Here is a 24,462-nt window from a genome sequence, read left to right on the forward strand (position 1 = left end):
CCCATCTGTCGGGCTATCGCTTTGATCGCCGCCACCCAGCCGCCACGGCGTCTGCTTCTGAGCAGAACCATCGTTCGCCTTTGGCTTCAGTGATTTTGGTGGCGCTGTAATATTTCTGCCCAGGCACGTGATAGATGCGCTCGCCTTCTGCTGAAATGTTCCCTTTGATAAGGCAGCCGTTGGTGTCGCTGCCGAGAGCAAATAGCGGTGCCGACGTTGTTTGCCCGTCGTCGCTGTGCTGTGCTCGCCAGTCCCACGGCGGCTGAAACGATCCTACCCACAAGCCGACCTTTGACGCCTTGGCCTTCGCCTGTTGCGAGGCATACGCACCGTTGCTGTATTTCGGCCAATCGAGCGCTTGACCGCGCTCGACCATCCATTCTGCCACCCCTGTGCCGTCCGCCCGCCGGCAATCGCCCACGTAGCGGCCATAACGATCCCATGTAACGAAAGAGCATTGAACCGGCCCGGAGGCGGCTAGGAAGCTGTCCAGCGCATCGGCAGACCGCCGACCGCAGGGATACTCGAAGCCCTTTGCGTCGTCGCAATATTGGCGGCTCTCCGGCGCGTCGATCCCGTTGAAACGGATGCGTTGGCCGTGCACCTCAATCGTGTCGCCGTCGATAACCGAAGCCATCCCGGTTATCGGCGCGGGACTCGGCTTGGTCAGGTTCTGTAGGTTGATCTCAGGCAATGAGCCGCTGTGCTGCATAACGAACTGCGTCGCCAATGCCGCAGCCGCAGCTACCGTCACGAAGATCACGCGCAAAGGCATGCCTGCGAACCGGTTCTGGCGATACCGCCTCGCTCCGGTTCGCTTTCGCCATTTGTCGGACCGGTTCTCATAGCGAGATCTTTCTACCATTTTTCAGTTCTCGCAGCCGATACCGTCGTGATCGCCGTCCAATTTGTTAGGATCAGCGCCGTTGATCGTCACCGGGCCAACTACGACCGGCCTATTCCCCTTTCCACCGGCACAATCCAAGTCGCCGCCACCGCTCGGGGCCGTACCTCGATAGCGTTGGACGACTGCTACAACCCGCGCGCCGTCACTCTCAATGTGCGTGTTTTGGCTGTTCGGATTGAATCGATCGACGGTTTGCAAAAGCTGGTTGGCGTGGTTCGAGTCGCCGGCCGCGAGTGTCACCGTATCGTAATGGTTCAAATAGTCGGCAGCGCATCCCGTAACTAGCACTGCAATTGTAGCGGTCGAAAACAAACGCCAATACATGAAAGTATCCCCCGACACCCAACCAGATCATGCACCTTTTGAATTTTGTTGTCGAATCTGCCGACGAACGGGCTTGCGCGCGGTCTTCCACTACGCAATGTTGCCGATGGGCAAACAACAAATTTGGGGTGGGGACTGTGAAGCGATTTGTCTTATTGATGTCGATGTTCGCTGGCGTGGCAGGGTGTGCGACGCCTCCTGAGAGGATCGCAGGAGTTCCGAACGCCGGCCCGTGTACGCAGGCTGACAGAGAGCGTTTGGCCGTCATTTCAAACCAGCAAAACAAGGCCGCGACCGGCGACGCCTTGGGGGTTTTTCTCATAGGCGTGCCCGTCTCTTCGATGTCAGGAGGTGATCACGAAACTGAGATCGCAATTCTTAAGGGACGGTGTGGCGCGCCGAAGACCTAGGTGGTCAAATTCAGTGCCGACGCACTGGATCGGTTAGCGCATCTGGTTAGTTGCACCGAAAACGGAAGCATCGCCAACGGAACGGGCGGAGGGGTTCTCCTCCCGCCTTTAAATTTGACGGGCTTACCAGGCCATAGCGCGCGACCCGCTCACGGAAACGATCGACTCGGTCTACCCTGTTCCTCAATTGAGGAGGATTAGGCTATGCGGGCTATATGCGTTGCGTTGCTTTTGATGTTTGTCAACACTGCTGCTGCGCAGGAAACGCAGCAGCAGTCAAGCGATAGCCAAGCAGCTGGTGGCGCAAATGAGCCTGTTGCATGGAAGTCGGCCTTCCCGGTGAAAATCATTGAGAATCCCGTCGATGCCGCTCATGCAACTGAACGGGAGGCAATATCAGATAGGCATGATGCGGAAGATTTGGATGCTCAAGTTCGTGCCGCCGATGCCGCCGAACGTGGCGCAAGGGCTAGTGAGCGCCAAGTTCTACCAACATACGCCCAAGCCGTCTTTGGGCTGCTTGGGATGGGATTGCTTTTCTACACTCTGATTTTGAACAGCCGAGCCACGAATGCAGCGGTTGAAGCTAGCAAGGCGGCAGCTGCCGCCAACAAAATCGCCCAGGACCATTTCGTTGCTGATCAACGCCCTTGGATCGCGATCGGTGCACCCAGCGTTTCAATCTATTCCGATGATGGTACGTGGCCGGTCATCGCCGTCCAGATCGAGACACAGAATCTTGGAAGAAGCCCAGCGTTAAGCGTTGAAATCCACGTCAAAGTAGAGTTTCCAAGAATCATAATGGACAATAACGGCGCAGTGGAGGCCTACGTGTCTGAGCTAACGACGCCAACTAACTGGAAGCGCGGAAATACTGTGATTTTTCCCAATTTCAATCCGAAGCTTCAGGGCTTTAGTGACTATCTGGACAAAGCTGCGCCGATGAAAGGAGAAGCGCGACTGATAGTTTGTGCAACTTATAAGGCTGGTGGCTCCTCAGATATTTTCCATGCCGCAAAAGCATTTCGCATGTCATCATCTTACTTCGACGACCTAGGGGCTGGATCATCGTCATCCACCAATGCCAAAGTCCGCTATATCGAACGCAGCGACTCCATCGGGTAGGGCGTAGGATCGAGACTGCGGAAGCCACTAGGGGAGGCAGATTTTTGGATCAAGAAGAGGGATTTTTCCAACCGCTTTTCCTGGGCTCTTCGTCGAAGAGATATGACGAAATTGCAACGACCCACCGCTTCTCGCTAGTGCACTATACATCTGCGACGGTCCTACTTGAGATAATAAAAAACCAGGCAGTCTGGATGCGCAACGCACGGTGTATGAATGACTTCCAAGAGGTGACATATGCATTGGATGGTATTCGAGCGTTTTTTAGCGATGCCAAAAACGCACAGGGGTTCAAACAAGCCTGCGACAGTTGCCACCCCGGCACCCACAGCGACCTGGATAGGTTGCTAAATGGACATCTGCCATCCGTTGAAAATGGAGCTTATATCACCTGCCTATCGGAGCACGACAATCGCAAAGAGCGGAGTGGCCGTCTGTCGATGTGGCGTGGGTACGGCGGAAAAGACGTAGCTGTGGCTATCTACCTAAACAACAAAGCGATTGTAGGAGAAGGCCCGTATGGTCTGTCAGGATATCCAGTAGAATACTGGAACCTAAATCAGATTTTTAATGAACTCAGGAAGCGTATTGCGTTCATCAAGCGCAACAAGGAAAAAATACAATCTAAACCAAAATCTGAATTTATCTCAAGTTTGTTCGCAATGTTTCAGTATTTTGCAACGGCAGTGAAGCATCCATCCTTTTCTGAGGAGAAGGAGTGGCGTCTGGTTTATTTGCCGAACATCTTCCCAACTCCCGGACTGCAAGAAAAACGAATAGTCCGCGCCATCAACGGAATGCCACAGACGATATATTGCATCCCGATTGATGGAAAGCCGATCAATCAGGGAAATGCGGTGACCATTGACATGCTGGTTTCAAAAGTTGTGGTTGGTCCGTGCTTTGAGGCGTCGGTTGCATTGGACGCGATCCGAACCGCCTTGCTCGATGCCGGCCATCAGGGATTAGCCCAAAACGTCTCTTTTTGCGGAATCCCATTCCGAGAAAAGGTATAGCGCTCGAATGGGCGCCACTAACCTCGCCGCATCTTGTGAATTTCTAACCTGACCGGCCCGCCACGGTCGCAGCTAGTGCCGAGCGGCACCCGTTCGACGGTACTGAAAAGCGCATCCTTGCCATATCCGCTTGGTGCATGACGTGACGGCTGTTGCCGCCTAAAAGCTGGCCGCAAAACCACCCGCACTATATGTACACGTCTTATTCTGACTCCGGGGAGCAAGCTGACGTTGAGTAGGCGAGGGAACGAACCTGGAAAATGTATTTTTTGTGACGGCGGAAGTTTGTCAAAGGAACATATTTGGCCCGATTGGCTGAGCGCGTACGTTCCAAAATTCGGCGTCAGCTGGGTGCATACAGCAAACCTACTTGATCTTGATGCGTTAGGAAACGCTACGGAGCAGCATAGACGCGTCGTCGAAAAGCCGGGCGATCCAAGGTCGAGGAAGCTGCGGTGTGTCTGCAAGCGATGCAACAACGGATGGATGAGCGGATTGCAGACCGATGCGAAGGCTGCGCTGCTCGACCTAATCTTAGGTCGTGATCGCAGGCTCGACGAGGACGATCAGCTTGCACTGGCTACATGGGCAGCGATGTTTACGATGGTGTACGAACATGCCGACCGTGCAACTATCGCGATACCAGCCGAATTTCGAAAGCAATTCAGCGTTGATCAGAAACTCAGTGCGAATTGGCGCATTTTTATAGGCACTTATCAGGGCTTGCAATGGCACGGTAATGCAGCGCATCGCGGAATGGCACTTAGTTCACTCTCCGGTGAAAATCAGGGAATGAACGTCCAATCAACTGCATTTGCACTTGGAAGTTTATTTTTCCTGGTGTGGACTAGCTTCTCTCCAGATTTAAATTTGTCTGACATCAGCGTACCCACCGATTGTTTGGTGGAACAGATTTGGCCAATTCGTTCAGATGGCACTATAAGACCAGCTGGAATATTGTTCGATAGTCAATTCGAACGTAACTTTCGATTGCTTTCAGAACTATTAGGTTGGAATCCGCCGATGTTTATCTTATAGACACGGAGAGATTGATCGCCCTCATTCCTCTCGAAAATCCTGTAACGAAGCGTGTCGCAAATCTTCCTCGCCTCGGAGGTGCTTCACACGCCCAATTAGGCCCGGCTTGACCCATTGCGTTGCCGGTCGCTTCATCGCCTTCGGTCCCGGTCCTGCATGGTGATGGACGCGCTGCCAGAGCCGTTCGCGCATCTCGCGGTTTAAGGTGATGAACGCCGATCCGACATAGCGTCCAGTGCCGCGCTCTGCCATCAATGCAAAGGCCGGCTTGCCTGCCTCGCGCTCGACACCTAGTAGATCGAATTCATCAATGCTGTACGCCTTGGTCTTAAGCCACGCCGTTGAAGCGCCGCTGCGATAGACGCTGTCTTTCCGCTTCGATACCATCCCCTCTAGGCCGGCTTGGTCGACCAAGTGAAAGATTGCTTTTGGATCGCCGGGCAACGCCTGGCTGAATTGAATATGCTGCCCTTCGGGTACCAATTCAGCGAGGATTTCGCGGCGATCCTCTAGCGGCATATCGCGAAGATCGTGGCCGTTGAGTGCAAAAGATCGAAGGCGACGAAATACAAGTCGTGCTGCCGACGCATGATCGCTTTTCGCAATTCACCAAAGTCCGAAATGCCAGCGTCATTCAGGACGACAATTTCGCCGTCGATGATAGCGCTTTCAACATTGAGGGAAGCAGCTGCTTTTGCGAAATCGCGATATTTCGTTGTCCAATCGAGACCGCGACGAGTGAAGATTCTAACGCCGCCATCATCGATGACGATCTGTGACCGGTAGCCGTCGAATTTAACTTCATGAATCCAATTCGCGCCGTCCGGAGGTTTTTCAACCAACGTCGGCATCAATGGCGGAATGAATTTCAGACGCATGTACTAACCCCAATCGCGCGATTCAAAGCGCAGTTGCTAATTTAGTTCCAGCGCATTTTAGGCGAATTGGATTTTGAATGGTTAGCACGCGGGTGGTTAGTGGATTGGTTGGTGGTCGACTAACCAGAAATCGCCAAAACCTATGGTTTCTGGCCTTTTCAGGGCTTGACTTGGCGGAGGGAGTGGGATTCGAACCCACGGTGGGCTTGCACCCACGCCGGTTTTCAAGACCGGTGCCTTAAACCGCTCGGCCATCCCTCCAACGTGACTTTTCAATCATCTAGGAACATCAACCGACCCAGTGAACGACAGTTGGTATCGAATGATACCTATCCTTCCGGACCAGCTTGCGGTTCATTTCTCTAGAGCGTTGCCCATCGCCAAGTCAACCATCGGCGCTGTCATGGATAATAGGGGGTGGCGTTCGTTACCCGAACGGAGCTGCGAACCCGTTTTCGAAGGAGCCGGGATCTAATTGCGATCCTTGCTGCCGACCTGCACAAGTTGCAGAAGACCCAGCACGACAAGTGCGAGCAAGGTAGCCAAAGCCGCGATCTGCCAGAACCCGAGCCCAACCGCCAGGCCTATGGCGCCTGCCAGCCACATGCCCGCCCCAGTGGTAAGCCCTTGAACCTCGCCCTTGGAGAAGAAGATCAAGCCCACGGCCAGAAATGCCACGCCGGCAGTCGTGGCTTCGATCAAGCGGATAGGATCAATGGCGATTTCCTGACCATCGAAGACGTGAAGATGAGTAATCTCGATCGTGAGGATGGCAATTAGAGCCGTCGCAACACAGACTAGGATGTGTGTCCTCAATCCGGCCGGTCGGTTACGCCATTCGCGTTCGATCCCAACGATGGAGCCAAGGACGGCCGCGAGCAAAAGCCTGGCTGAAATTACGGAAAAGGGCAGCCACGTCTGTTGCCCGAAACGTTCAATGAATTCATCCATGAGGCGCAGAACGTATCTCGGGTCGGTCGGTTCCAGGCAGCCGCGCTTCATGCCACAGGTTCACTTCCAGACTCCAAAGGACAGAGGTCTCGGATGCCTCCTCACAGGCGCCCGGCCAGCCCGGGACCTGGCCGCCACATTCCTGCCCGGTTCCGGACACAATCGATTAATACGCTGATAAACAATTCCTGCGCACAAGGGATGGGGATTGGCGCGTCGCAGGCATTGCTCATCTGGCTCCGCCGAAATTCTAGAAGCGGCGCCTGTGTCGAGACGGTAGGGGACATCGGAAAACATGCAGACCACGACGCATCGGCGTCTTCGTCGCGCTCCTGCTTTGGTGTTGTGCGCTCTTTCGGCTGCGTTGCTGGCCGCGTGCGCGTCGCCGCAGTCCGAGCCGAAAGCCATGGTCTACAAGAAGCCTCGCTCGAAGGAATATTTTGCCGAGACCGAATACGGCGTGAAGGCCAGCCCGCGCGTTCAGTACATGCGGCGCGGCGGCGGCCGCGACCAGTTGGGCAAGCCCTATCAGGTGCGCGGCAAGTGGTATTACCCCAAGGAAGACAAGCGCTACGCCAAGGTCGGTCTCGCCTCCTGGTATGGCGATGCCTTCCACGGTCGTCTCACAGCCAATGGCGAAGTCTACGACATGACCCATCTGACGGCGGCGCATCCGACCATGCCGCTGCCAAGCTACGCCCGTGTCACCAACACCGAGACCGGAAGCTCGGTCATCGTGCGCGTCAACGACCGCGGCCCCTATCACGAGGGACGCATCATCGATGTCTCGGAACGCGCCGCGCAAATGCTCGACTATGCCAAGGTCGGCACGGCCAGGGTCAAGGTGGAATATATTGGCCGCGCACCGCTCGACGGCGACGACGACCAATATCTGGTCGCCTCCTACCGCCCGGGCAACCGCCCGGACCCGTCCGATGGCTTGCCGACCGGCGTCATGGTGGCGATGAACGGACCTTCGCCGAGCCTATCTGTTGGCGCACACCCTGCCGTAGTGCCGTTTCCTGGTCAGTTGACGAATTCCGACACACAGCCAGTGATGTCGATGCAGGCACCGGCCTCAAGCGATGTGACGCTGCCTGAATTCGGGCCGATCGTGCCTCAGCGCCCGGAATCGCCCTTTGCCGTGGCTTCGCTCTCCTATGCGGATGAGCGCGTACAGCGCGCCGACGTCTTTGCAGCGCTTGACGACCAGGGCATGTCGCCAGCCGACATCCTGCAATCGTGGAAGAAATCCAACCCGCAGGCATCGCCTGCCGTTTCCGACTATGTCGCCGCCGGATCCTTCGACGATGCTGCCGAGGCAAAGCGGGTGGCTGCGGCTCTCGAACCGTTCGGCAGGACCGAAATCCAGAGCACCGAACTCGACGGCAATGACTGGTACGCGGTCAATCTCTATCCGGATGGCCATGGCAATGTCGACGACCTCTTGCGCGCGGCATGGTCGCATGGCGCGCCGGACGCGCTGGCTGTGCGCAACTGACCAACAAAGGCACGCCGGTTTTGTCATTGCGCGGTTGATCCGCCGGGAAGAAGCCTGATAGCGTTGCGGCAAGTTTCTGCCGGCTAACAGTCGAGCCTCTTCATGCGATTTCGCCTTTTCCACCCTTTTGCCGGGCTTTTTGGCCTTGGCTTCTTGCTTGCCGCGCTGGTTCCGGCCAACGCACAGCTTTTCGAGACCAAGGCGACGCAGGCTTTCATGATCGATGCCGAAACCGGCACGGTGCTGTTTTCCAAGGATGCCGACCAACCGATCCCGCCGGCCTCGATGGCCAAGCTGATGACCATGGAGATGGTCTTCAACGCCATCAAGTCGAAGCGCATGAGCCTCGACGACACCTTCGTGGTTTCGGAAAATGCCTGGCGCAAGGGCGGCGCCCCGTCGGGAACGTCGACCATGTTCGCCAAGCTCAAATCGGCGATCCGGGTCGAGGATCTGATCCAGGGGGTCACCATACAGGCCGCCAATGACGGCTGCATGGTGCTGGCCGAAGGCATGGCCGGTTCGGAAGAGAATTTCGCGGCGCAGATGAACGATCGCGCGCGCCAGATCGGGCTCGCGAAATCGACATTCGTCAATTCGACCGGCCTGCCGGCCGACGGCCAGCAGACGACGGTGCGCGAACTGGCGCAGCTTGGCCTGCATATATGGCGCGAATATCCGGATCTCTATCTCTATTACGGCCGGGCCGATTTCACCTGGAACAAGATCTCGCAAAAGAACCGCAACCCGTTGCTGGCCATGGGCATCGGTGCCGATGGGCTGGCGGTCGGGTCGAGTGAGGCGGGCGGTTTCGGCATCGTCGGCTCGGTCAGCCATGACGGGACCAGGGTGTTCGCGGCGATGAGCGGATTGGCCAATGACCGCGAGCGCGCCGAGGAAGCGCGCAAGCTGCTCGAATGGGGCGTCCGCTCCTTCGAGAAGACCGAGATTTTCGCCAGCAACGAAGTGGTCGGCGAGGCCCAGGTGTTCGGCGGCGCCAAATCCAGCGTAGCGCTGAAGGCAAAGGCGCCCATCGACGTCCTGCTGCCGATCGCCAACCGCGACAAGCTGACCGCCAGGATCGTCTATCAGGGGCCGGTATCGGCGCCGGTGGAGGAGGGACAGCCCGTCGGCGCGCTGCGCGTCTGGATCGGCGACACGCTGAGCCAGGAAACCCCGCTTTTCGCCGCCGAATCGGTTGGCGTCGGCACACTGCCGCAACGAGCGTTTGATGCCGCCAGGGAACTGGCCGTAGGCTGGCTGCGTTGAGTTCCTGCGGCGTGGACCTTTTCTCGGGCGCGGACTAAGACACCAGCGCAAAGCAGGACAAAGGCCTTTCGATTGGCAAGCGGATTTTTCATCACCTTCGAAGGCGGCGAGGGCGCCGGCAAGTCGACGCAGATCGAGCGGCTGGCCCAGAAGATGCGCGCCAAGAAATACGATGTCCTCCTCACCCGCGAACCCGGGGGGTCACCCGGCGCCGAGGCGGTCAGGCACGTGCTCCTGTCCGGCGCCGCCGAGCCTTTCGGGCCGAAGATGGAGGCGCTGCTGTTTGCCGCCGCACGCTCCGACCATGTCGAGCAGGTCATCCGGCCGGCGGTGGAGCGCGGCTCCATCGTGCTTTGCGACCGTTTCCTGGATTCGTCGCGCGTCTATCAGGGCGTCACCGGCGGCCTCGATCCGGCTTTCATGGAAGCTCTGGAGGAGGTCGCCATCAACGGCATGATGCCGGACATGACGCTGATCCTTGACATTGACCCCGCCGAGGGCTTGCGGCGCGCCGCCGCGCGGCGTGGCGCCGAGGACGGTCCGGACCGCTTCGAAAAGGAGACGCTGGACATCCACCAGCGCCGCCGTGACGCCTTCCTGGCGATCGCAGCGGCCGAGCCGGACCGCTGCATCGTGATCGACGCGTCGGCGCCTCCCGCTGCGGTGGAGGATGTCATCACCGCGGTGGTGTTCGCCGCACTTGAGGCGAGGGCGCCCGCGCGCAACCGACAGGCGGCGCCCGCATGATCTTCGAACGCATCGCTCCCGAGCAGCACGACACGCTGGACGGTGTACCGGAGCCGTCCGAGACGCTGCGCCTGGTCGGCCATGAGCAGGCGGCCGCGATGCTCGCTGCCGCCTATCGCTCGGGAAAACTGCCGCATGCGTTGATCTTTGCCGGGCCGGTCGGCATCGGCAAGGCGACGCTTGCCTTTCACCTGGCGCACCATCTGTTGAAGCATCCGGCCTTCGACCAGGCGCCGGACACGTTTGCCGTTCCCGATCCGGCCTCACCGCTGTTTCGCCAGATCGCCACCGGGGCGCATCCCGGCGTGCTGCACCTGACCCGGCCGCTGAACGACAAGACCAAGAGTTTCAAGACCGTCGTCACCGTCGACGAGATCCGCAAGGTCAACCGCTTCCTGTCGCTGACCTCGCATGACGGCAGCTACCGGGTGGTGATCGTCGATCCGGCCGACGACATGAACACCAACGCCGCCAATGCCTTGCTGAAAAACCTCGAGGAGCCGCCGAGCCGCACGCTGTTCATCCTCATCGTGCATGCGCCGGGCAGCCTTTTGCCGACCATCCGTTCGCGCTGCCAGATGGTGCGGCTGACGCCGCTCGATGCCGGCAGCCTGATGAGTGTTCTGGAGACCGTCGAGCCGCCGCCACCTTCCGATCCTGCTGCGCGCGCGGCACTAGCGGAACGGGCAGGGGGCAGCGCCCGCAATGCGATCCTTCTGACCCAATATGGCGGGCTGGAGATTGCCGGCACCCTCGACGCCCTGGTCACGTCGGGCAAGAGCGACATCGCCGGCGCCTATCGCCTTGCCGAGGCCGTCGCCGGCCGCGACCAGGCGATCCAGTTCGACATCTTCAACCGCCGCGCGCTCGATCTGCTCTCCACCGGCGCCAGTGAAGCCGCGCTGGCCGGGGATCTCGCGCGGGCGAAAACGCTGTCCGACACTTGGCACGAGGCGCTGAACGCCATATCTGAGACCGATACCTACAATCTCGACAAGAAGCAGCACGCCTTGACCATGATCGACCGACTGAATTCCGCAATGCGAATGTGACCGGATCCGGCCTCGGGTCGGGATGGCAATCGCCGTCTCGATGCGATATCCACCGCTCACACTCAATTCGGACATTCATGACGGTTCATTCATGTCACGCGACACATTCTACATCACCACACCGATTTTCTATCCGAACGGCAAGCCGCATATCGGCCACGCCTATACGGTCATTGCGACCGACGCGCTGGCCCGCTTCCAGCGCCTGGACGGCAAGGACGTGCTCTTCCTCACCGGCACTGACGAACACGGCCTCAAGATGCAGCAGACGGCCGAGAAGGAAGGCATAACGCCACTCGCGCTTGCCGACCGCAACTCGGCGATCTTCCGTTCGATGACAGAGGTCCTGGGCGGCTCGAATGATGATTACATCCGCACGACGGAACCACGCCACTACGAGTCGTGCCAGGCGATCTGGAAGGCGATGGCGGCCAATGGCGACATCTATCTCGACCGCTACAGTGGCTGGTATTCGGTCCGCCAGGAAGCCTATTTCGAAGAGAGCGAAACCACGCTCGGCGACGACGGCGTGCGCCGCGAGCCGCTTGGCTCGCCGGTCGAATGGAATGAGGAGGAAAGCTACTTCTTCAGGCTTTCCGCCTATCAGGACAAATTGCTTGCGCTGTACGAAAGCCAGCCCGATTTCGTCGGTCCGGCCGAGCGCCGAAATGAGGTGATGAGCTTCGTCAGGTCCGGCCTCAAGGACATCTCGGTCTCGCGCACGACCTTCAATTGGGGCGTGCCGGTGCCCGGCGACGACAAGCATGTGATGTATGTCTGGGTCGATGCCTTGACCAACTACATCACCGCTGCCGGCTATCCCGACACCAAGGCCGAGCAATGGCGCTACTGGCCGGCCACGCACATTATCGGCAAGGACATCGTCCGCTTCCATGCCGTCTACTGGCCGGCTTTCCTGATGTCGGCCGGCATCGAACTGCCGAAGCGCGTCTTCGCGCATGGCTTCCTGTTCAACCGCGGCGAGAAAATGTCGAAGTCGGTCGGCAATGTCGTAGACCCCTTCACCATGGTCGAGCATTACGGCCTCGACCAGGTGCGCTATTTCTTCTTGCGTGAGGTGCCATTCGGCCAGGACGGCAGCTACAGCCATGACGCGATCGTCAACCGCACAAATGCCGATCTCGCCAACGGTCTCGGCAATCTGGCGCAGCGCTCGCTGTCGATGATCGCCAAGAACTGCGGCGGCGTGGTGCCGCATCGCGGCGAGCTGACCGAAGCCGACAGCGCGATCCTCGACCAGGCGGTGGAAGCGCTGGGTACCGCGCGCCAGGCGATGGCGGAACAGGGCATCCATCTCGCGTTGGCGGCGATCTTCGGCGTTGTGGCGGAAGCGGATCGCTACTTCGCCTCGCAGGCGCCCTGGGCGCTGAAGAAGACCGATCCGGCGCGCATGGAAACAGTGCTGTGGACGACCGCCGAACTGGTGCGGCGCGTGGCATTGCTGTGCCAGCCCTACATTCCGGGGTCGGCCGGCAAGCTGCTGGACCTGCTGGCGGTGCCGGCGGACAAGCGTGACTTCGCGCATGTCCATGCCGACTATGCGCTGGTGCCCGGCACGGCGCTGCCCGCGCCGGAGGGCGTGTTTCCGCGTTATGTCGAAAACCCTGAGGCGAGCGCCTGATGCTGGTCGACAGCCATTGCCATCTCGAGTTTCCGGATTTCACCGAGGAGCGGGCGGCCATCGTCGCCCGCGCCAAGGCTGCCGGTATAGGTCACATGGTGACCATCTCGACACGCGTGAAGCGGTTTGCGCAAGTGCTTGAGATTGCCGAGAGTTTCGACGAAATCTATTGCTCGGTCGGCACTCATCCTCACAATGCCGGCGAAGAGCTGGATGTGACGGCTGAGGACCTTGTGCGCCTGTCCGCGCACCCGAAGGTGGTGGCGATCGGCGAGGCCGGGCTCGACTATTTTTACGACAAGGCGCCACGCGATGCGCAGGCGCAGGGCTTTCGTACTCACATAGCGGCCGCGCGCGAGACCGGCTTGCCGCTGGTGATCCATTCGCGCGATGCCGATGACGACATGGCTGCCATCCTCGAAGACGAAACAGGGAAGGGCGCCTTCCCCTTCATCCTGCATTGTTTTTCGTCGGGGCGACGGCTGGCCGACGTGGGCGTCAAGCTTGGTGGCTATGTGTCCTTCTCGGGCATACTGACCTTCAAGAACTCAGCCGATTTACGCGCCATCGCAGCCGATGTGCCGCATGACCGGCTGCTGGTCGAGACCGACGCACCGTATCTGGCGCCGGTGCCGTTCCGCGGCAAACGCAACGAGCCGGCCTATGTCGCGCATACAGCCAAGGTGCTGGCGGAGACGGTCGGCGTTGGCGAAGCCGAGATCGCGACGCTGACGACGGCGAACTTCTTCCGGCTGTTCGGCAAGATGCCGCGGCCCGCCGGGCTCTGACGCATGAGCGACCGGCTGCGCCTCACCATCCTCGGCTGCGGCTCGTCACCTGGCACGCCGCGCATCACCGGCGATTGGGGCAATTGCGACCCGGCCAATCCGAAAAACCGGCGTACACGCTCAGCCGCGCTCGTCGAGCGGATAGCAGCCAACGGCGCCAGAACCACGGTCGTCATCGACACCGGGCCTGATTTCCGTGAGCAGATGCTGATGGCGGCCGTCCGGCGCATCGACGCCGTCGTCTATACGCATCCGCACGCCGACCACATCCACGGCATCGACGATCTGCGCAGCTACGTGCTGGAGCAGCGCCATTTGATCGATGTCCATGCCGACCAGCCGACCATGCTCAGGCTGCGCGAAGCGTTCGGCTATTGCTTCGAGACGCCGTTTGGCAGTTCCTATCCGCCGATCGTCAGGCCGCACATCATCGATCACGCAAGGGCGGTGACGATCGAAGGCGAGGGCGGTGCCCTCACCCTCGAGCCGCTGCCGCAGATCCATGGCGACATCATTTCGCTCGGCTTCCGCATCGGCGGGCTGGCCTACTGCCCCGATATAAGCGACTTCCCGGATGCCACCGCCGAGCGGCTGCGCGGCCTGGAAATGCTGGTCATCGATGCCTTGCAGTACCATACCCATCCCAGTCATCTGTCGCTCGTTCAGGCGCTTGGCTGGATTGAAAAACTGGCGCCGAAACAGGCCGTGCTGACGCATATGCATGTGCCGCTCGACTATGCCACGGTGAAGGCCGAGGTGCCGGCCAACGTCACTCCGGCCTATGACGGCATGGTGATCGAAATTCCTTTATGAGACAGCATGATACGAGCAGATCTTTATAAGGACGTTCGGTTCTTCGGCGCGAAGATCAACAGCGTTCCAATCCGCTCATAGCCCATGCGGGGATAAAGCAGCGCTCCGGCACGCGTCGCCAACAGCATCGAGCACCGCGACCCATGCGCTTTGTCGTCATGCAGCATTTTGGCCATCAGCGCCTGGCCGATGCCTCGACGCCGGTGCGAAGGCTCGACAAACATTGCCGAGCACCATGTGGCGCCGACGGCGTCTATGCTGCGCACACGCCCGACGATGGCGTCGCCATCGAGCGCCACATACTGGCGAAACGGCGCATCGTCGCCGAGTTGATCGTCTGGAAGTGGCCGCCTGCGTATGACCTTTCCCAGTTGTGCAGCGCGTTCAGCCGTCCTCACGCGTTCGATAGAGACGATTGCTGGCGGGTCTGGAATTTGGCGCAGCGACTGGATGAAAAAGCCTTCCGTCCGCAGCAGCCGGTAGCCGAGCGCCTTGTAGGCCGTTCGCGTTGGTTCGTCCGGGCCGTCATTCGCGATCACGACCGAAACGGCAAAGCCCGGCCGCGCATGCTGCCGCACGATGGCATCGGCTTCCTCGGCGGCGACGTCATGGACGATCCATTCTTCGCCACGGTAGTCGCGTGCATTCTTGCGCTCGGCATCGCGCATCAGCCACAAGGGTCCGACGCGGCTGGCTTCGTATGGAAAGGTGCGGCTCTTGTCGGTGCTGAAGCCGTGCACGAACACTTCGATCGCCGCTTCGATGTCACGCTTTCCTGTCGTCATCGACACAGCGTAGCGTTGGCCAACGGCTCATGCCAAGTCATCTGATGCTGGCCTCCGATCCAGCCAGCATCTTGAATCACAAAACCACTCTCACGCTTCTGTCAAAATCTGAAACGCTCTATGAAAGTCCGCGTCCTTTCCCAGCTGCGGCCTGATGCATAAGTTCCATAATCTATCTTATGCGACTTTCATCCCACCATCCCATGGTTGCGATACAACGCATGATTTGCCGACAACGTCCCAACGGGTACCCTCAGGGGCATCCATCTGCCACCGATCTGGCCTGCTGACGCGCGGTTCGTATAGCTTCCCCGAATGGAATCGTTCCCCGAGGTCATCACTCACAACTACGATCCCCGTCGAGGACCGTGCAGAAATATTTGCGAGCTGTCCGAAGAGCAGGCAGAACGGGTTCTTGACGAGATCAGAGCGTCTGGGCTGCGCGCTATCAAAGCAAACTACTTGGAGAGGCGACGATTAACGGAGGAATGGCTCATTCGAGAACGGCGCCGACTGCTTGGGCCCACGAAGCTAGAGCGTCCGGTCTATTTCTTAGCTTGGCGACTTTGCCGACGGCAAAGACCCGTCACGGCCAAGCTCACTCGTTATGCGACTGCGAGAGTTCCCACCGGAGACGCTCACTTTCACCTATCCAGACAGCATGGCAAGTCTTCCGATCGCGACGCGTGACGATCTTCGCCCCCAACGAAAGCGATACCACGGGCAAGTGTTTACTCTTGGTGAGATCGAAGCCGTCGTGGCCGAATTTGGGATGCCCGGTGAGCGCTGGAAGACCGATCCAACGATGAAGTATGACAAGTTCATCGAGGTGCAGGTATGGGATGATCGCCTCATTAACGAGCGGCTGCTTCAGGTCGATTCCCCCCTCTCCCCTTAGCGATTGGGATGGCGCCTTTCGCAAAGGCCTCGACTTCCTGCTCGACGGGCTGGCACCAGGATAACGAACAGGAGCGTCATCCCGAGAAGCTTTCCAGGAGGCCGCTGAAGGCTGCTGCGATTGCAACAAGATGGAAGACGCCAAGGGCCAGCCATCTGGAGCCGCCGGCGCCCGCAACAAATGCCCCATAGGCAGGAAACTGCAGCGCAGCCAATCCGATGGAAAGGCCGGTGATCGTTGTGTTGGTCAACAGCGTTGCCAGCATGGGGACCGGATAGAGAAGTCGCGCCAGCCCATAGTCGCCATGCCCGGCTCCGGCCGAATAGAGCGCCAGGAAAAAGGCGACGGGCGTGATGCCGAGGCCGACAAGGAACCCTGCCCGCGAGGAGAATTTTGGCGACGTCATCTGGCCATGGCCATGGCAGCGGACGGGTCGCGGTCGTCAGGCGCGAGCTTGGACGAAGTGACAAGCAGCTTCTCCTGATCGGCCCGCGACTTCGGCTCGATCGCGATTTGCAGCAGAGGCCAGGGCGCGGCAGACTTTTCCATCATGACGCCATGGTTGCAGATCGATCCGATGACCGCAACGGAGGGGTCTACGCCCGGCCGGCCGCCCTGCCCGTCCCTTTCGCTTCCTGACTGTGGACGCGCGCCAGAAAATCGCGCACCAGCGGAAGCGCCTCATCGAAATGGGTTTCGAGCAACCAGTGGCCGGCGCCGCCGATGAGATGAAGTTCTGCTTCCGGCAAATCGCGCTGGTAGGCATGCGCCGATTGCGCCGGCATGTAACCATCCTCGGGACCCCAAACGATGAGCGTCGGAGGTTGGTGCTCGCGCAGAAAGCTCTGATAGCGGGGGAACCAGCCGAGGTTCGCCTCCAACTTCTCCATCAGGTTGACCGCGAGCCGCCGGCGGATCGGCGTGTCCATCAAAGGCCAGTGGAGTTTCCAAAGATCGGGAGGCACGCGCTCGGCTACAGCGTCATCCACCTCTCCGACAAACTCGTGCCGGAAGCCCTCCTCGCTTACCGCCTCTTCCAACGGCCGATGCTTTTCGGGCGTCTTCTCATTCCAATAGGCTTTTATGGCGGCGTATTTCGGCCCGAGAACGTCCTCGTAGATGTCACCGTTCTGGATAATGAGTGCGGCGATGCGCTCGGGATGTGCGATGGCGTGGCGCAGTCCGATCTGAGAGCCATAATCGTGCAGCCAGAGCGCATAGCGCGACGTGCCGAGCGCATCGGCGAAAGCTGTCAGAAGCCCGGCATAGGCATCGAAATCATAGCCAAAGTCCGACATTTCGGGCGTGCCGCTGTAGCCAAAGCCGGGAAAGTCCGGCGCGAATGTATGCCAGCGATCGGCAAGTGCCGGCATCAACCTTCGGAATTGATAGGACGAGCACGGATAGCCGTGCGGCAGCAGGAGGACGGGAGCATCAGGCGGGCCGTCTTCGCGATAGAAGATGCTGTTTCCGTCAACGTCGATCCGGCGATGTTGCAATTCTACCTCCTTGCTCAAAGCTTGCCCGCCACTTTGTTTACGGCGCTCCGGCAAGAAGGTTCCCTTGAAGTCAGGGCGTGACGGCTTCCGGCTCTCCATTGCCCGACAGGATCTGCAGCGTTCCGCGCGTGGCGTTGCGGAACGCATCGTCGAAACTGACGCCACGTACCTGCCAGCGATACTCCTTATCCTTGAAGCTGAGCCGCCAGTCGCCGACCCAGCCCAGCGCTTCCTGGCGCCATGCCAAAGTGCCGGCAAGCAGGGCGTCCCCATCCAGCGTGTTGGCCACGTCGGCGAGCGCGACGTCGGACGGCCGAGGCAACTCCAGCGGCAAACCGGTCCGGTGCGCCGCGTCCGCCAGCGCAACGCGCATATCCGCCGCAAGCTCGCCGCCGCCATCGCGCACCAGCGTGAAGCCGTCGCCTTTCATCGGCCTTACATCCAGCAGTGCGACGATTGTTGGCCGCGGCACCGCCCACGGTTTGCGCCCGAGCGACGCCAGCAAGGCATCGATCTTGTCCGGGTCGAAATCGGCGGTGATGTAATGCGGCCGGTCATGGGTGCCCTGCTCGTCATGCGGCGGACGGTTGTTGAGCAGGTCGCGGTAGCCGACACCAGTGACATAGTCGCTTGCGTGCCGACTCATGTCCGCAACACGCGGGTCGCCGATCAGCCGCGGGTCGCCGGAAACCTTGACCAGCACCTCTTCAAGGCACGGCGCCAGGCCCCACGCCCGGTTCTCCTCGCCAGTGCCGCTGGTCACCGATTGCGCGCGGTAGAGGCTGGCGCGGTCGATGTCGGCGGCAGCGACCGGAAAGACAATCAGCACAGCCAGCGCCGCTGCCACAAAGCCCAATTTCAAGCATCCAGGCACCCGCCGACCCTCCCGAAACGGTCCGGAACATCCGTTGGAGCCATACTCCTGATCATCAGGGAATTTCAAGGATGCGCCGGTGTACGCCGTCCAGGCTCTCGGTGAGCGCATCGAACACGTTTCGCGCCGTGAGTTCGCGAAGAACCTGTTCGTTGATGCCGCCGCGCGTCGCATAGTCCTGCGCCAGATGCATGAAGTCGGCATCCGGCGACATATCAGGAGCGCTTCCCAAGGCTTTGAAAAGCGAGGCGATGTAATCGCGCCCCTTTCCTTCCTCCACGCCATTCTTCTTGAGCCAGCTGTTGATCGTATCGAGATATCTGAAGTAGCTGGCATAGGTCGCGGTGACCACGCTCAGCGCATTGAATTCGGCTGAGTTCTCGACCTCGATCGCTTTCCCCAGATTGCCGAACAAGGCAGCGACAGTGGCATCGGGCGGGCAGATGATCGTTGCCCCCAGCCGGTGGGCAATCATCGGCATGGGCAGCGCTTTCGTCACCTGGTGCGCGGGTGCGGTCAAGCGGGCAATCTCCTCGCGCGGCAGCGTGGCGATCAAGCTGATGAGGTGATGCTCGCGCCGAAACCGCAAACCCGGCAGGACGTCATGCGCAATTTGCGGCCGGACAGCCAGCATGACTAGTTCGCATTGATCGAGAACCGCCTGATTGTCATCAGCAATACGCACATCCGGATAACGGGCTGCCAGCTCTGCGGCGATCTCTTCATTGCGCGGCGACAGCAGCACGGAGACGGAGTTATCCGCGACGGATTTGAGCCCGCTGACGATGGCCGCTGTAAGGGCACCCGTGCCGATGAAGCCTAGTTTCATCGCGCCTATCTCTGGTTCATCGGTCACAGTGGCGCATGCTCGAGCCGTACCTGATAGCTCAGCACGCGCTTTTCACCGGGCGCGATCAGCATCACGCCCGGCTTGTCCGCGAACTCGCCATCGAAATCCACGGGGCTGGCAAGCCCGTGCCAGGGTTCGATACACAGGAACGGAGCGCCGCCCGGCTTCGACCAGATGCCCAATTCCTTAAAACCCTGCCACGACATCTCGATCGCCGCACCGTTCGCGGCGGCATAGCGCACGCTGGTGCTGGCCGGCCGGTCGAGGATCACGGCGTCTGCCTCGAACAGCTGTTCGGAAAGCGCCAGCGTTTTGCCTTCGATGGGCGTCGGCCGCGGTGCAGCCAGCACCAGGCCATCCTTCAGCCGGCGGATCGGCGCCGGCTCGTCCTGGGCAAAGGTCAGGTGGTAGTCGGTCTTGGCGAGCCCCGGCTGCAATGGCCAATTGAAAGCCGGATGTGCACCGATGGAGGCTGGCAGCGTCTCGTCGCCGGTGTTGGCAATCTCGAAGCTCACACCAAGTTCGCGACGCTCGAGCGTGTAGGTGATGGCAAGGCGAAAGGCGAACGGATAGCGCGTGCGTGTATCGGCATCGTCGGTCAACACCAGCGTGCAGGATCGGGGACTCGTCTCAGCAGCCCACACAAACGGCTTGTCGCGGGCAAATCCGTGCTGCGTCAGGGGATAGACCTGGCCCCCATGGCGGAGCTGGTCGCCCTTCAGCCGGCCGACGATCGGAAACAGCACCGGCGAATGCCGCCGCCATTCCGGCCCGGCCTGCCACAAAAACTCCAGACCCTCGGCATTGCGCGCAAGGAGATGAGCTCGGCCCCCTGCCCGACAATGGTTGCCGAGATGCCGTCGCCGTGAAGCGTCACTTGTTCCATGCGTTCTCGCGGAAAGCTGCGTGCGAGCGGCAGGTTAGCAAAAGCCCGCGTGGACTCAAGGGCGCGACATCGCGCTGATAGAGGAGCGATGTCTCCACGCCAAAACGACAGTGGCCGGAGATTCACCTCCGGCCACTGCGAGATCGAGATTGTTGCCTTGCTACGGTTCGACTATTCGCGCTCGCCGGTGAAATTCAGCAACAGCTGGAAGATGTTGACGAAGTTCAGGTACAGCGACAGCGCGCCGAAAACGGCAAGCTTCTGCTGCGATTCCGCGTCGAAATTCTCCGCATACTGTTCCTTGATCGTCTGCGTGTCCCAGGCGGTCAGGCCGACAAAGACGGCAATGCCGATCACCGAGATGGCGAACTGCAGCGCGGTCGAGCCAAGGAAGATGTTGACGACGCTGGCGATCACCACACCGATCAGGCCCATGATCAGGAAGGACGAGAACTGGGTCAGGTCGCGCTTGGTCGTGTAGCCGTAGAGGCTGGTGGCGCCGAACATGGTGGCGGTGATGAAGAAGGTGCGCGCGATGCTGGTGCCTGTGAAGACCAGGAACACCGAAGCCAGCGACAGGCCCATCACCGCGCAGAAGGCCCAGAACATCAACTGGGCGCTCGCCGCCGACATCGTCTGCATCTTGAACGAGAACAGCAGCACGAAGGCGAGCGGCGCCAGCATCACCACCCATTTCAGCGGGCTGGAAAAGATCGGCACGTAGAGGGCCGGCGTCGAAGCGACCACCATGGCGACGATGCCGGTGACGACGAGGCCGATGCCCATGTAGTTATAGACACGCAGCATGTGGCTGCGCAGGCCCTCGTCATAGATGGCGCCGCCGCGTGCGCCAGTGCCCATGCGGTATCCGAGGTCAGGGGTATTCATTGCGGGTTCTCCTTAAGTGGTCTCAGTAAAGTGTCCTGATCAGTAAAGTGTCTTGGCAAGCGTCTCGGCGGCGCGGTCGAGGTCGTGGACATCGCTGCGCGCGACGACCGCGTACGCGACCTCGCCGATCTGGAAATAGGCAGAGGAGATGTCGCCGGAGGGCGCGATGGCAGGCTTGACCACGTCGAAGGTTCCGGGGCGGATCGCAAACAGCGAGACCAGCCCCATATCCTTCGTCTCCAGCGCCACCTCGACGCTCGGCCCGAAGCGCGACGGATAGATCTGCACGTCGCGGACCTTCCAGTCCTTGGGCAGCGATGGCATGACGATTGCGGTGGCGGCGCGGATTTCGTCGCCATTGTAGTTGGGCGCCTCCAGCTGCGAGGGCATCGCCTCGCGCATGAGCGTCGTCTTGTGCGCCCGGATCGCTTCTTCGACATAGGCGGGCGGCGGCGGCGAAGCCACGACCTTGGTCACCAGCAGCGGCCCGAAGAGGCCGTTCGCCAGCCAGCCGGCAGCGACAAAGACGGCGACCGCGGCCGCCCGCTGCAGCACGGCGAAGACGCGGCGACTGGCCAGCCCCCTGCCCAGCCGGCGCGCGACTTCAGTCGTCGCCGGCCGCGCCATTCCTGTGGAAGCAGCCAGCGCCAGGCGCAGTTCGTCGCGCGTCCTCAAGTCGGACATCACCCGAGCCGCAGCCTCCGGACGAACCGAGAGGAACGCCTCGACCTCGATGCGGCGCGCGACATCCAGCTGGTCGTCGACATAAGAATCGAGATCGGTATCGGTCACCGGGTCCCGCAACAGGTCGGTCATGACGGGTCTCCCACGATCCTCAGATGGCTTTTGGCCGGCGAAGGTGCAGCGTTTTCCATCTCGCGCAGTGCTGCGCGCGCCCTGCCGATGCGCGACATCAGCGTGCCCAGCGGCACCCCGCTGGCGTCGGCGGCCTGCTGGTAGGAAAGGCCCTCGATGGCGACCAGATGCAGCGCCGAACGCTGCTCCTCCGGCAGACTGAAAAAGGCCTCGCGCACCTGCGCCAGTCGCACGGAATGTTCCTGAGGCGCCGGCGTGCTGGCATCGGTGAGATAGCCGGCCTGCTCGACACGCGCTGCTTCCGACCGGCGCGAGCGCATCTTGTCGATGAAAGCGTTGTGGACGATCGACAGCAACCATGCCCGCAGATTGCCGCCCGAGCGGAATGTGTCGCGCCGCTCGTAGGCGCGCACCAGCGCATCGTGCACCAGATCCTCGGCGTCAGTGCTGTCGCGCGTCAGCGAGCGTGCGTAGCGCCTGAGCGAACCCAGCTGTCCGACAATATCGAAGCGTGGCATCGACCGTTTCATGCCCCGTTTACGAAACAGGCGGGGATCTTAATCCATCGCCACCAAAACTTTTTTGCGTCGCCACAATAGGCATCATGCAATCAGAAGTCCGCTGCGCACTTACCCATCTCCCGTGCGGCAGATGTTTGCTTTATGGATGAAGTCTAGCCTTATCCGTCTGTCCCAGGAGCAAAAGATGGCCAATGGTAGTCGTGTAACGGGTTTTGCAGCGTTGCCGATCGTCGGCAGGGTGTTCATCATCTTTGGCATTGTCGGAATGATCGCTTCCGGCGTGCTGGCCATCGTCGAGATGTACGGCCCTCGTACCGCTTCGGCGACAGGCAGGATTGTCGCCGCCGAATACAATCCCCGCATCGAGTTCTCGACCGCCGACGGCACCGTTATCCGCTTCAACAATGCCGTCCACAGCTCGTTCTGGGGTGATGGCGACAGCGTCCCTGTCGCTTACGACCCAACCAATCCGCAAAATGCCTCCGTCGACAGCTTCGCCGGACGCTGGTTCCTTGCCGGGCTGGCCGGCATGCTCGGCGGTTTCTCCCTGCTGACCGGCACCGGTCTCGCCGTGATTGGACGGGTGCTTATCCGGCGGATTGGAATGAACCCGTCGCCATAGCCGCCGACCCCTGCCGTACAGACAAAGCTTGGCGTAGCGGTCCAGTACGCTAGCGGACTGGCGCAGATGGAAGCACTGGCGAAACGCGGCCGCTTTGCGTATTACTCCGCCGCCATTGGAGCCGTATTGATGTTCGAGACCCTGCAACCTGCCCCGGCTGACAAGATCATCGCCTTGATCGGCCTCTATCGCGCCGATCCGCGCCCCGGCAAGATCGATCTCGGCGTCGGCGTCTACAAGGACCGCGACGGCAGGACGCCGGTCATGCGCGCCCTGCGCGAGGCCGAGAAGCGGTTGCTGCAGGACCAGGACACCAAGACCTATCTCGGCCTTGCCGGCGACACCGGCTTCAACACGGCGATGGTCAAGCTGGCCTTCGGCCCCGCTGCCGACATGACGCGCATCCGCGCCGCGCAAGCGCCTGGCGGTTCCGGCGCGCTGCGGCTGGTGGCGGAGCTGTTGAAGCGGACCCGCCCCGACGCAACCGTCTGGCTGTCGGACCCGACATGGCCGAACCACCCGCCGGTGATGCGCGGGGCCGGCCTCAAGGTGCGCGATTATCCCTATTTCGATGCCGTTTCCGGCGCGGTGCGCTTCGACGAGATGCTGGCAACCCTTGGCGCAGCCGAGCCCGGCGATATCGTGCTGCTGCATGGCTGCTGCCATAACCCGACCGGCGCCAATCTCGATATCGCGCAATGGGCCAGCGTCACCGATCTTGTCGTCGAGCGCGGGCTGTTGCCCTTTGTCGACATTGCCTATCAGGGCTTTGGCGAAGGCCTGGACGCCGATGCGGCCGGCTTGCGCCTTCTCGCGGGCAAGGTGCCTGAAATGGTCGTTGCCTCGAGCTGCTCGAAGAACTTTGCCGTCTACCGCGACCGCGTCGGCGCGGCGATGATCCTGGCGAAGGATGGTGCGCAAGCCGATGTGGCGATGAGCCAGATGCTGGCGGCGGCGCGCGCCATGTATTCGATGCCGCCGGACCATGGCGCCGCCGCCGTGCGCATGGTGCTGGAAGATGATGGCCTTCGCGCCGACTGGGAGGCGGAGCTGGAGGAGATGCGGCTGCGCATGCTGAGGCTGCGCGTCCAGTTCGCCGACGCGCTGCGCCGGCAGTCCAACTCCGACCGCTTCGACTTCATCGCCAGCCATCGCGGCATGTTTTCCAGGCTTGGCCTGACCGAGGCGCAAGTCGAGCGGCTGCGTGCCGAGTATGGCGTCTACATGGTCGGCGACAGCCGCATCAACGTCGCCGGCCTGCCCGAGGACGGCATGGATGACCTCGCCAAGGCGGTTGTGTCGGTACTCGGCTGAAGCTCGCTGTGGACAATCTCCCCTCTCCGGCTGACGCCGTTGGCCGCA

The 24,462-nt window shown here is 60.6% G+C and carries 25 protein-coding genes, 1 tRNA gene and 2 pseudogenes; 13 read left to right on the forward strand and 15 right to left on the reverse strand.

The window, feature by feature from the left end:
- Positions 1-13: 13 nt before the first annotated feature.
- Together NKI37_RS17015 and NKI37_RS17020 are read right to left on the reverse strand one after the other, a co-directional pair.
- Positions 14-775: a thermonuclease family protein gene (locus NKI37_RS17015; protein ID WP_352788824.1), complete on the reverse strand. Its 762-nt coding sequence runs from the start codon at positions 773-775 to the stop codon at positions 14-16.
- Positions 776-868: 93 nt separating this feature from the next.
- A complete protein-coding gene (locus NKI37_RS17020; protein WP_352788826.1) occupies positions 869-1,231 on the reverse strand; it encodes a calcium-binding protein in 363 nt (120 codons plus the stop codon).
- 644 nt (positions 1,232-1,875) lie between these two features.
- Between NKI37_RS17020 and NKI37_RS17025 the strand changes: the two genes are divergently transcribed.
- The 3 genes from NKI37_RS17025 (at position 1,876) to NKI37_RS17035 (ending at position 4,820) form a co-directional block, all read left to right on the forward strand.
- Positions 1,876-2,766: a hypothetical protein gene (locus tag NKI37_RS17025; RefSeq protein WP_352788829.1), complete on the forward strand. Its 891-nt coding sequence runs from the start codon at positions 1,876-1,878 to the stop codon at positions 2,764-2,766.
- A gap of 44 nt (positions 2,767-2,810) precedes the next feature.
- Positions 2,811-3,782, forward strand: a complete 972-nt coding sequence (locus tag NKI37_RS17030; RefSeq protein WP_352788832.1) for a DUF2971 domain-containing protein — start codon at positions 2,811-2,813, stop codon at positions 3,780-3,782.
- A gap of 495 nt (positions 3,783-4,277) precedes the next feature.
- On the forward strand, positions 4,278-4,820 hold the full coding sequence (locus NKI37_RS17035; protein WP_352788834.1) for a hypothetical protein: 543 nt from the start codon (positions 4,278-4,280) through the stop codon (positions 4,818-4,820).
- A 21-nt stretch (positions 4,821-4,841) separates the two neighbouring features.
- Here NKI37_RS17035 and NKI37_RS17040 read toward each other — a convergent pair.
- From NKI37_RS17040 to NKI37_RS17050, 3 genes and pseudogenes are all read right to left on the reverse strand, one after another.
- Positions 4,842-5,698, reverse strand: a pseudogene (locus tag NKI37_RS17040) (ATP-dependent DNA ligase).
- Between the two features lie 171 nt (positions 5,699-5,869).
- Positions 5,870-5,959, reverse strand: a tRNA-Ser gene (locus NKI37_RS17045).
- Positions 5,960-6,169: 210 nt separating this feature from the next.
- Positions 6,170-6,649 carry an MgtC/SapB family protein gene (locus tag NKI37_RS17050; protein ID WP_352788836.1) on the reverse strand — a complete coding sequence of 160 codons (480 nt, stop codon included), beginning with the start codon at positions 6,647-6,649 and terminating at the stop codon, positions 6,170-6,172.
- Between the two features lie 295 nt (positions 6,650-6,944).
- On the opposite strand from NKI37_RS17050, the gene NKI37_RS17055 reads away from it, so the two are divergent.
- From NKI37_RS17055 to NKI37_RS17085, 7 genes are all read left to right on the forward strand, one after another.
- Complete coding sequence (locus tag NKI37_RS17055; protein WP_352788838.1) at positions 6,945-8,150, forward strand: septal ring lytic transglycosylase RlpA family protein; 1,206 nt, start codon at positions 6,945-6,947, stop codon at positions 8,148-8,150.
- A 102-nt stretch (positions 8,151-8,252) separates the two neighbouring features.
- Positions 8,253-9,419, forward strand: coding sequence for a D-alanyl-D-alanine carboxypeptidase family protein (locus NKI37_RS17060; protein WP_023738862.1), 1,167 nt, complete (start codon positions 8,253-8,255; stop codon positions 9,417-9,419).
- Between the two features lie 72 nt (positions 9,420-9,491).
- Complete coding sequence (gene tmk / locus NKI37_RS17065) at positions 9,492-10,166, forward strand: dTMP kinase (protein ID WP_023668949.1); 675 nt, start codon at positions 9,492-9,494, stop codon at positions 10,164-10,166.
- Entirely contained in the window at positions 10,163-11,218 is a 1,056-nt protein-coding gene (locus tag NKI37_RS17070) for a DNA polymerase III subunit delta' (RefSeq protein WP_023668948.1), read from the forward strand. Before tmk ends, NKI37_RS17070 begins: the two co-directional genes overlap by 4 nt.
- A gap of 91 nt (positions 11,219-11,309) precedes the next feature.
- Positions 11,310-12,860 (forward strand): methionine--tRNA ligase, encoded by a 1,551-nt coding sequence (gene metG / locus NKI37_RS17075; protein ID WP_023668947.1) that lies wholly within the window; start codon positions 11,310-11,312, stop codon positions 12,858-12,860.
- On the forward strand, positions 12,860-13,648 hold the full coding sequence (locus tag NKI37_RS17080) for a TatD family hydrolase (RefSeq protein ID WP_023805223.1): 789 nt from the start codon (positions 12,860-12,862) through the stop codon (positions 13,646-13,648). The genes metG and NKI37_RS17080 overlap by 1 nt, the downstream gene beginning before the upstream one ends.
- Before the next feature lie 3 nt (positions 13,649-13,651).
- Complete coding sequence (locus tag NKI37_RS17085) at positions 13,652-14,461, forward strand: MBL fold metallo-hydrolase (RefSeq protein ID WP_352788841.1); 810 nt, start codon at positions 13,652-13,654, stop codon at positions 14,459-14,461.
- Positions 14,462-14,484: 23 nt separating this feature from the next.
- On the opposite strand, the gene NKI37_RS17090 is transcribed toward NKI37_RS17085, so the two are convergent.
- Positions 14,485-15,246, reverse strand: a complete 762-nt coding sequence (locus tag NKI37_RS17090) for a GNAT family N-acetyltransferase (protein ID WP_023736650.1) — start codon at positions 15,244-15,246, stop codon at positions 14,485-14,487.
- Between the two features lie 661 nt (positions 15,247-15,907).
- On the opposite strand from NKI37_RS17090, the gene NKI37_RS17095 reads away from it, so the two are divergent.
- Entirely contained in the window at positions 15,908-16,144 is a 237-nt protein-coding gene (locus NKI37_RS17095; protein WP_023805225.1) for a hypothetical protein, read from the forward strand.
- 76 nt (positions 16,145-16,220) lie between these two features.
- Here the strand turns inward: NKI37_RS17095 and NKI37_RS17100 are convergent, their stop codons facing one another.
- The 9 genes and pseudogenes from NKI37_RS17100 to NKI37_RS17140 all read right to left on the reverse strand — a co-directional run bounded on the left by NKI37_RS17100 (position 16,221) and on the right by NKI37_RS17140 (position 22,487).
- Positions 16,221-16,550 carry a hypothetical protein gene (locus tag NKI37_RS17100; protein ID WP_023696110.1) on the reverse strand — a complete coding sequence of 110 codons (330 nt, stop codon included), beginning with the start codon at positions 16,548-16,550 and terminating at the stop codon, positions 16,221-16,223.
- A complete protein-coding gene (locus tag NKI37_RS17105; RefSeq protein ID WP_023696109.1) occupies positions 16,547-16,696 on the reverse strand; it encodes a hypothetical protein in 150 nt (49 codons plus the stop codon). Before NKI37_RS17105 ends, NKI37_RS17100 begins: the two co-directional genes overlap by 4 nt.
- A gap of 44 nt (positions 16,697-16,740) precedes the next feature.
- Positions 16,741-17,661 carry an alpha/beta fold hydrolase gene (locus NKI37_RS17110; RefSeq protein WP_050594108.1) on the reverse strand — a complete coding sequence of 307 codons (921 nt, stop codon included), beginning with the start codon at positions 17,659-17,661 and terminating at the stop codon, positions 16,741-16,743.
- A 52-nt stretch (positions 17,662-17,713) separates the two neighbouring features.
- Positions 17,714-18,490, reverse strand: a complete 777-nt coding sequence (locus NKI37_RS17115) for a DUF8605 domain-containing protein (RefSeq protein WP_352788915.1) — start codon at positions 18,488-18,490, stop codon at positions 17,714-17,716.
- A gap of 82 nt (positions 18,491-18,572) precedes the next feature.
- Positions 18,573-19,373, reverse strand: a complete 801-nt coding sequence (locus NKI37_RS17120) for a pyrroline-5-carboxylate reductase (protein WP_245259921.1) — start codon at positions 19,371-19,373, stop codon at positions 18,573-18,575.
- Positions 19,370-20,253 (reverse strand): annotated as a pseudogene (locus tag NKI37_RS17125) (aldose 1-epimerase family protein). Before NKI37_RS17125 ends, NKI37_RS17120 begins: the two are co-directional and overlap by 4 nt.
- Before the next feature lie 171 nt (positions 20,254-20,424).
- A complete protein-coding gene (locus tag NKI37_RS17130) occupies positions 20,425-21,141 on the reverse strand; it encodes a Bax inhibitor-1/YccA family protein (RefSeq protein ID WP_023696104.1) in 717 nt (238 codons plus the stop codon).
- A 39-nt stretch (positions 21,142-21,180) separates the two neighbouring features.
- Entirely contained in the window at positions 21,181-21,957 is a 777-nt protein-coding gene (locus tag NKI37_RS17135) for an anti-sigma factor family protein (RefSeq protein WP_023696103.1), read from the reverse strand.
- A complete protein-coding gene (locus NKI37_RS17140) occupies positions 21,954-22,487 on the reverse strand; it encodes a sigma-70 family RNA polymerase sigma factor (RefSeq protein ID WP_023752287.1) in 534 nt (177 codons plus the stop codon). Before NKI37_RS17140 ends, NKI37_RS17135 begins: the two co-directional genes overlap by 4 nt.
- 175 nt (positions 22,488-22,662) lie before the next feature.
- On the opposite strand from NKI37_RS17140, the gene NKI37_RS17145 reads away from it, so the two are divergent.
- Both NKI37_RS17145 and NKI37_RS17150 read left to right on the forward strand, forming a co-directional pair.
- Entirely contained in the window at positions 22,663-23,100 is a 438-nt protein-coding gene (locus NKI37_RS17145; protein WP_081839910.1) for a DUF3592 domain-containing protein, read from the forward strand.
- Between the two features lie 129 nt (positions 23,101-23,229).
- On the forward strand, positions 23,230-24,414 hold the full coding sequence (locus NKI37_RS17150; protein ID WP_023691284.1) for an amino acid aminotransferase: 1,185 nt from the start codon (positions 23,230-23,232) through the stop codon (positions 24,412-24,414).
- Positions 24,415-24,462: the final 48 nt, after the last annotated feature.

Source organism: Mesorhizobium sp. M0626 (assembly GCF_040320665.1).
Lineage (GTDB): Bacteria > Pseudomonadota > Alphaproteobacteria > Rhizobiales > Rhizobiaceae > Mesorhizobium.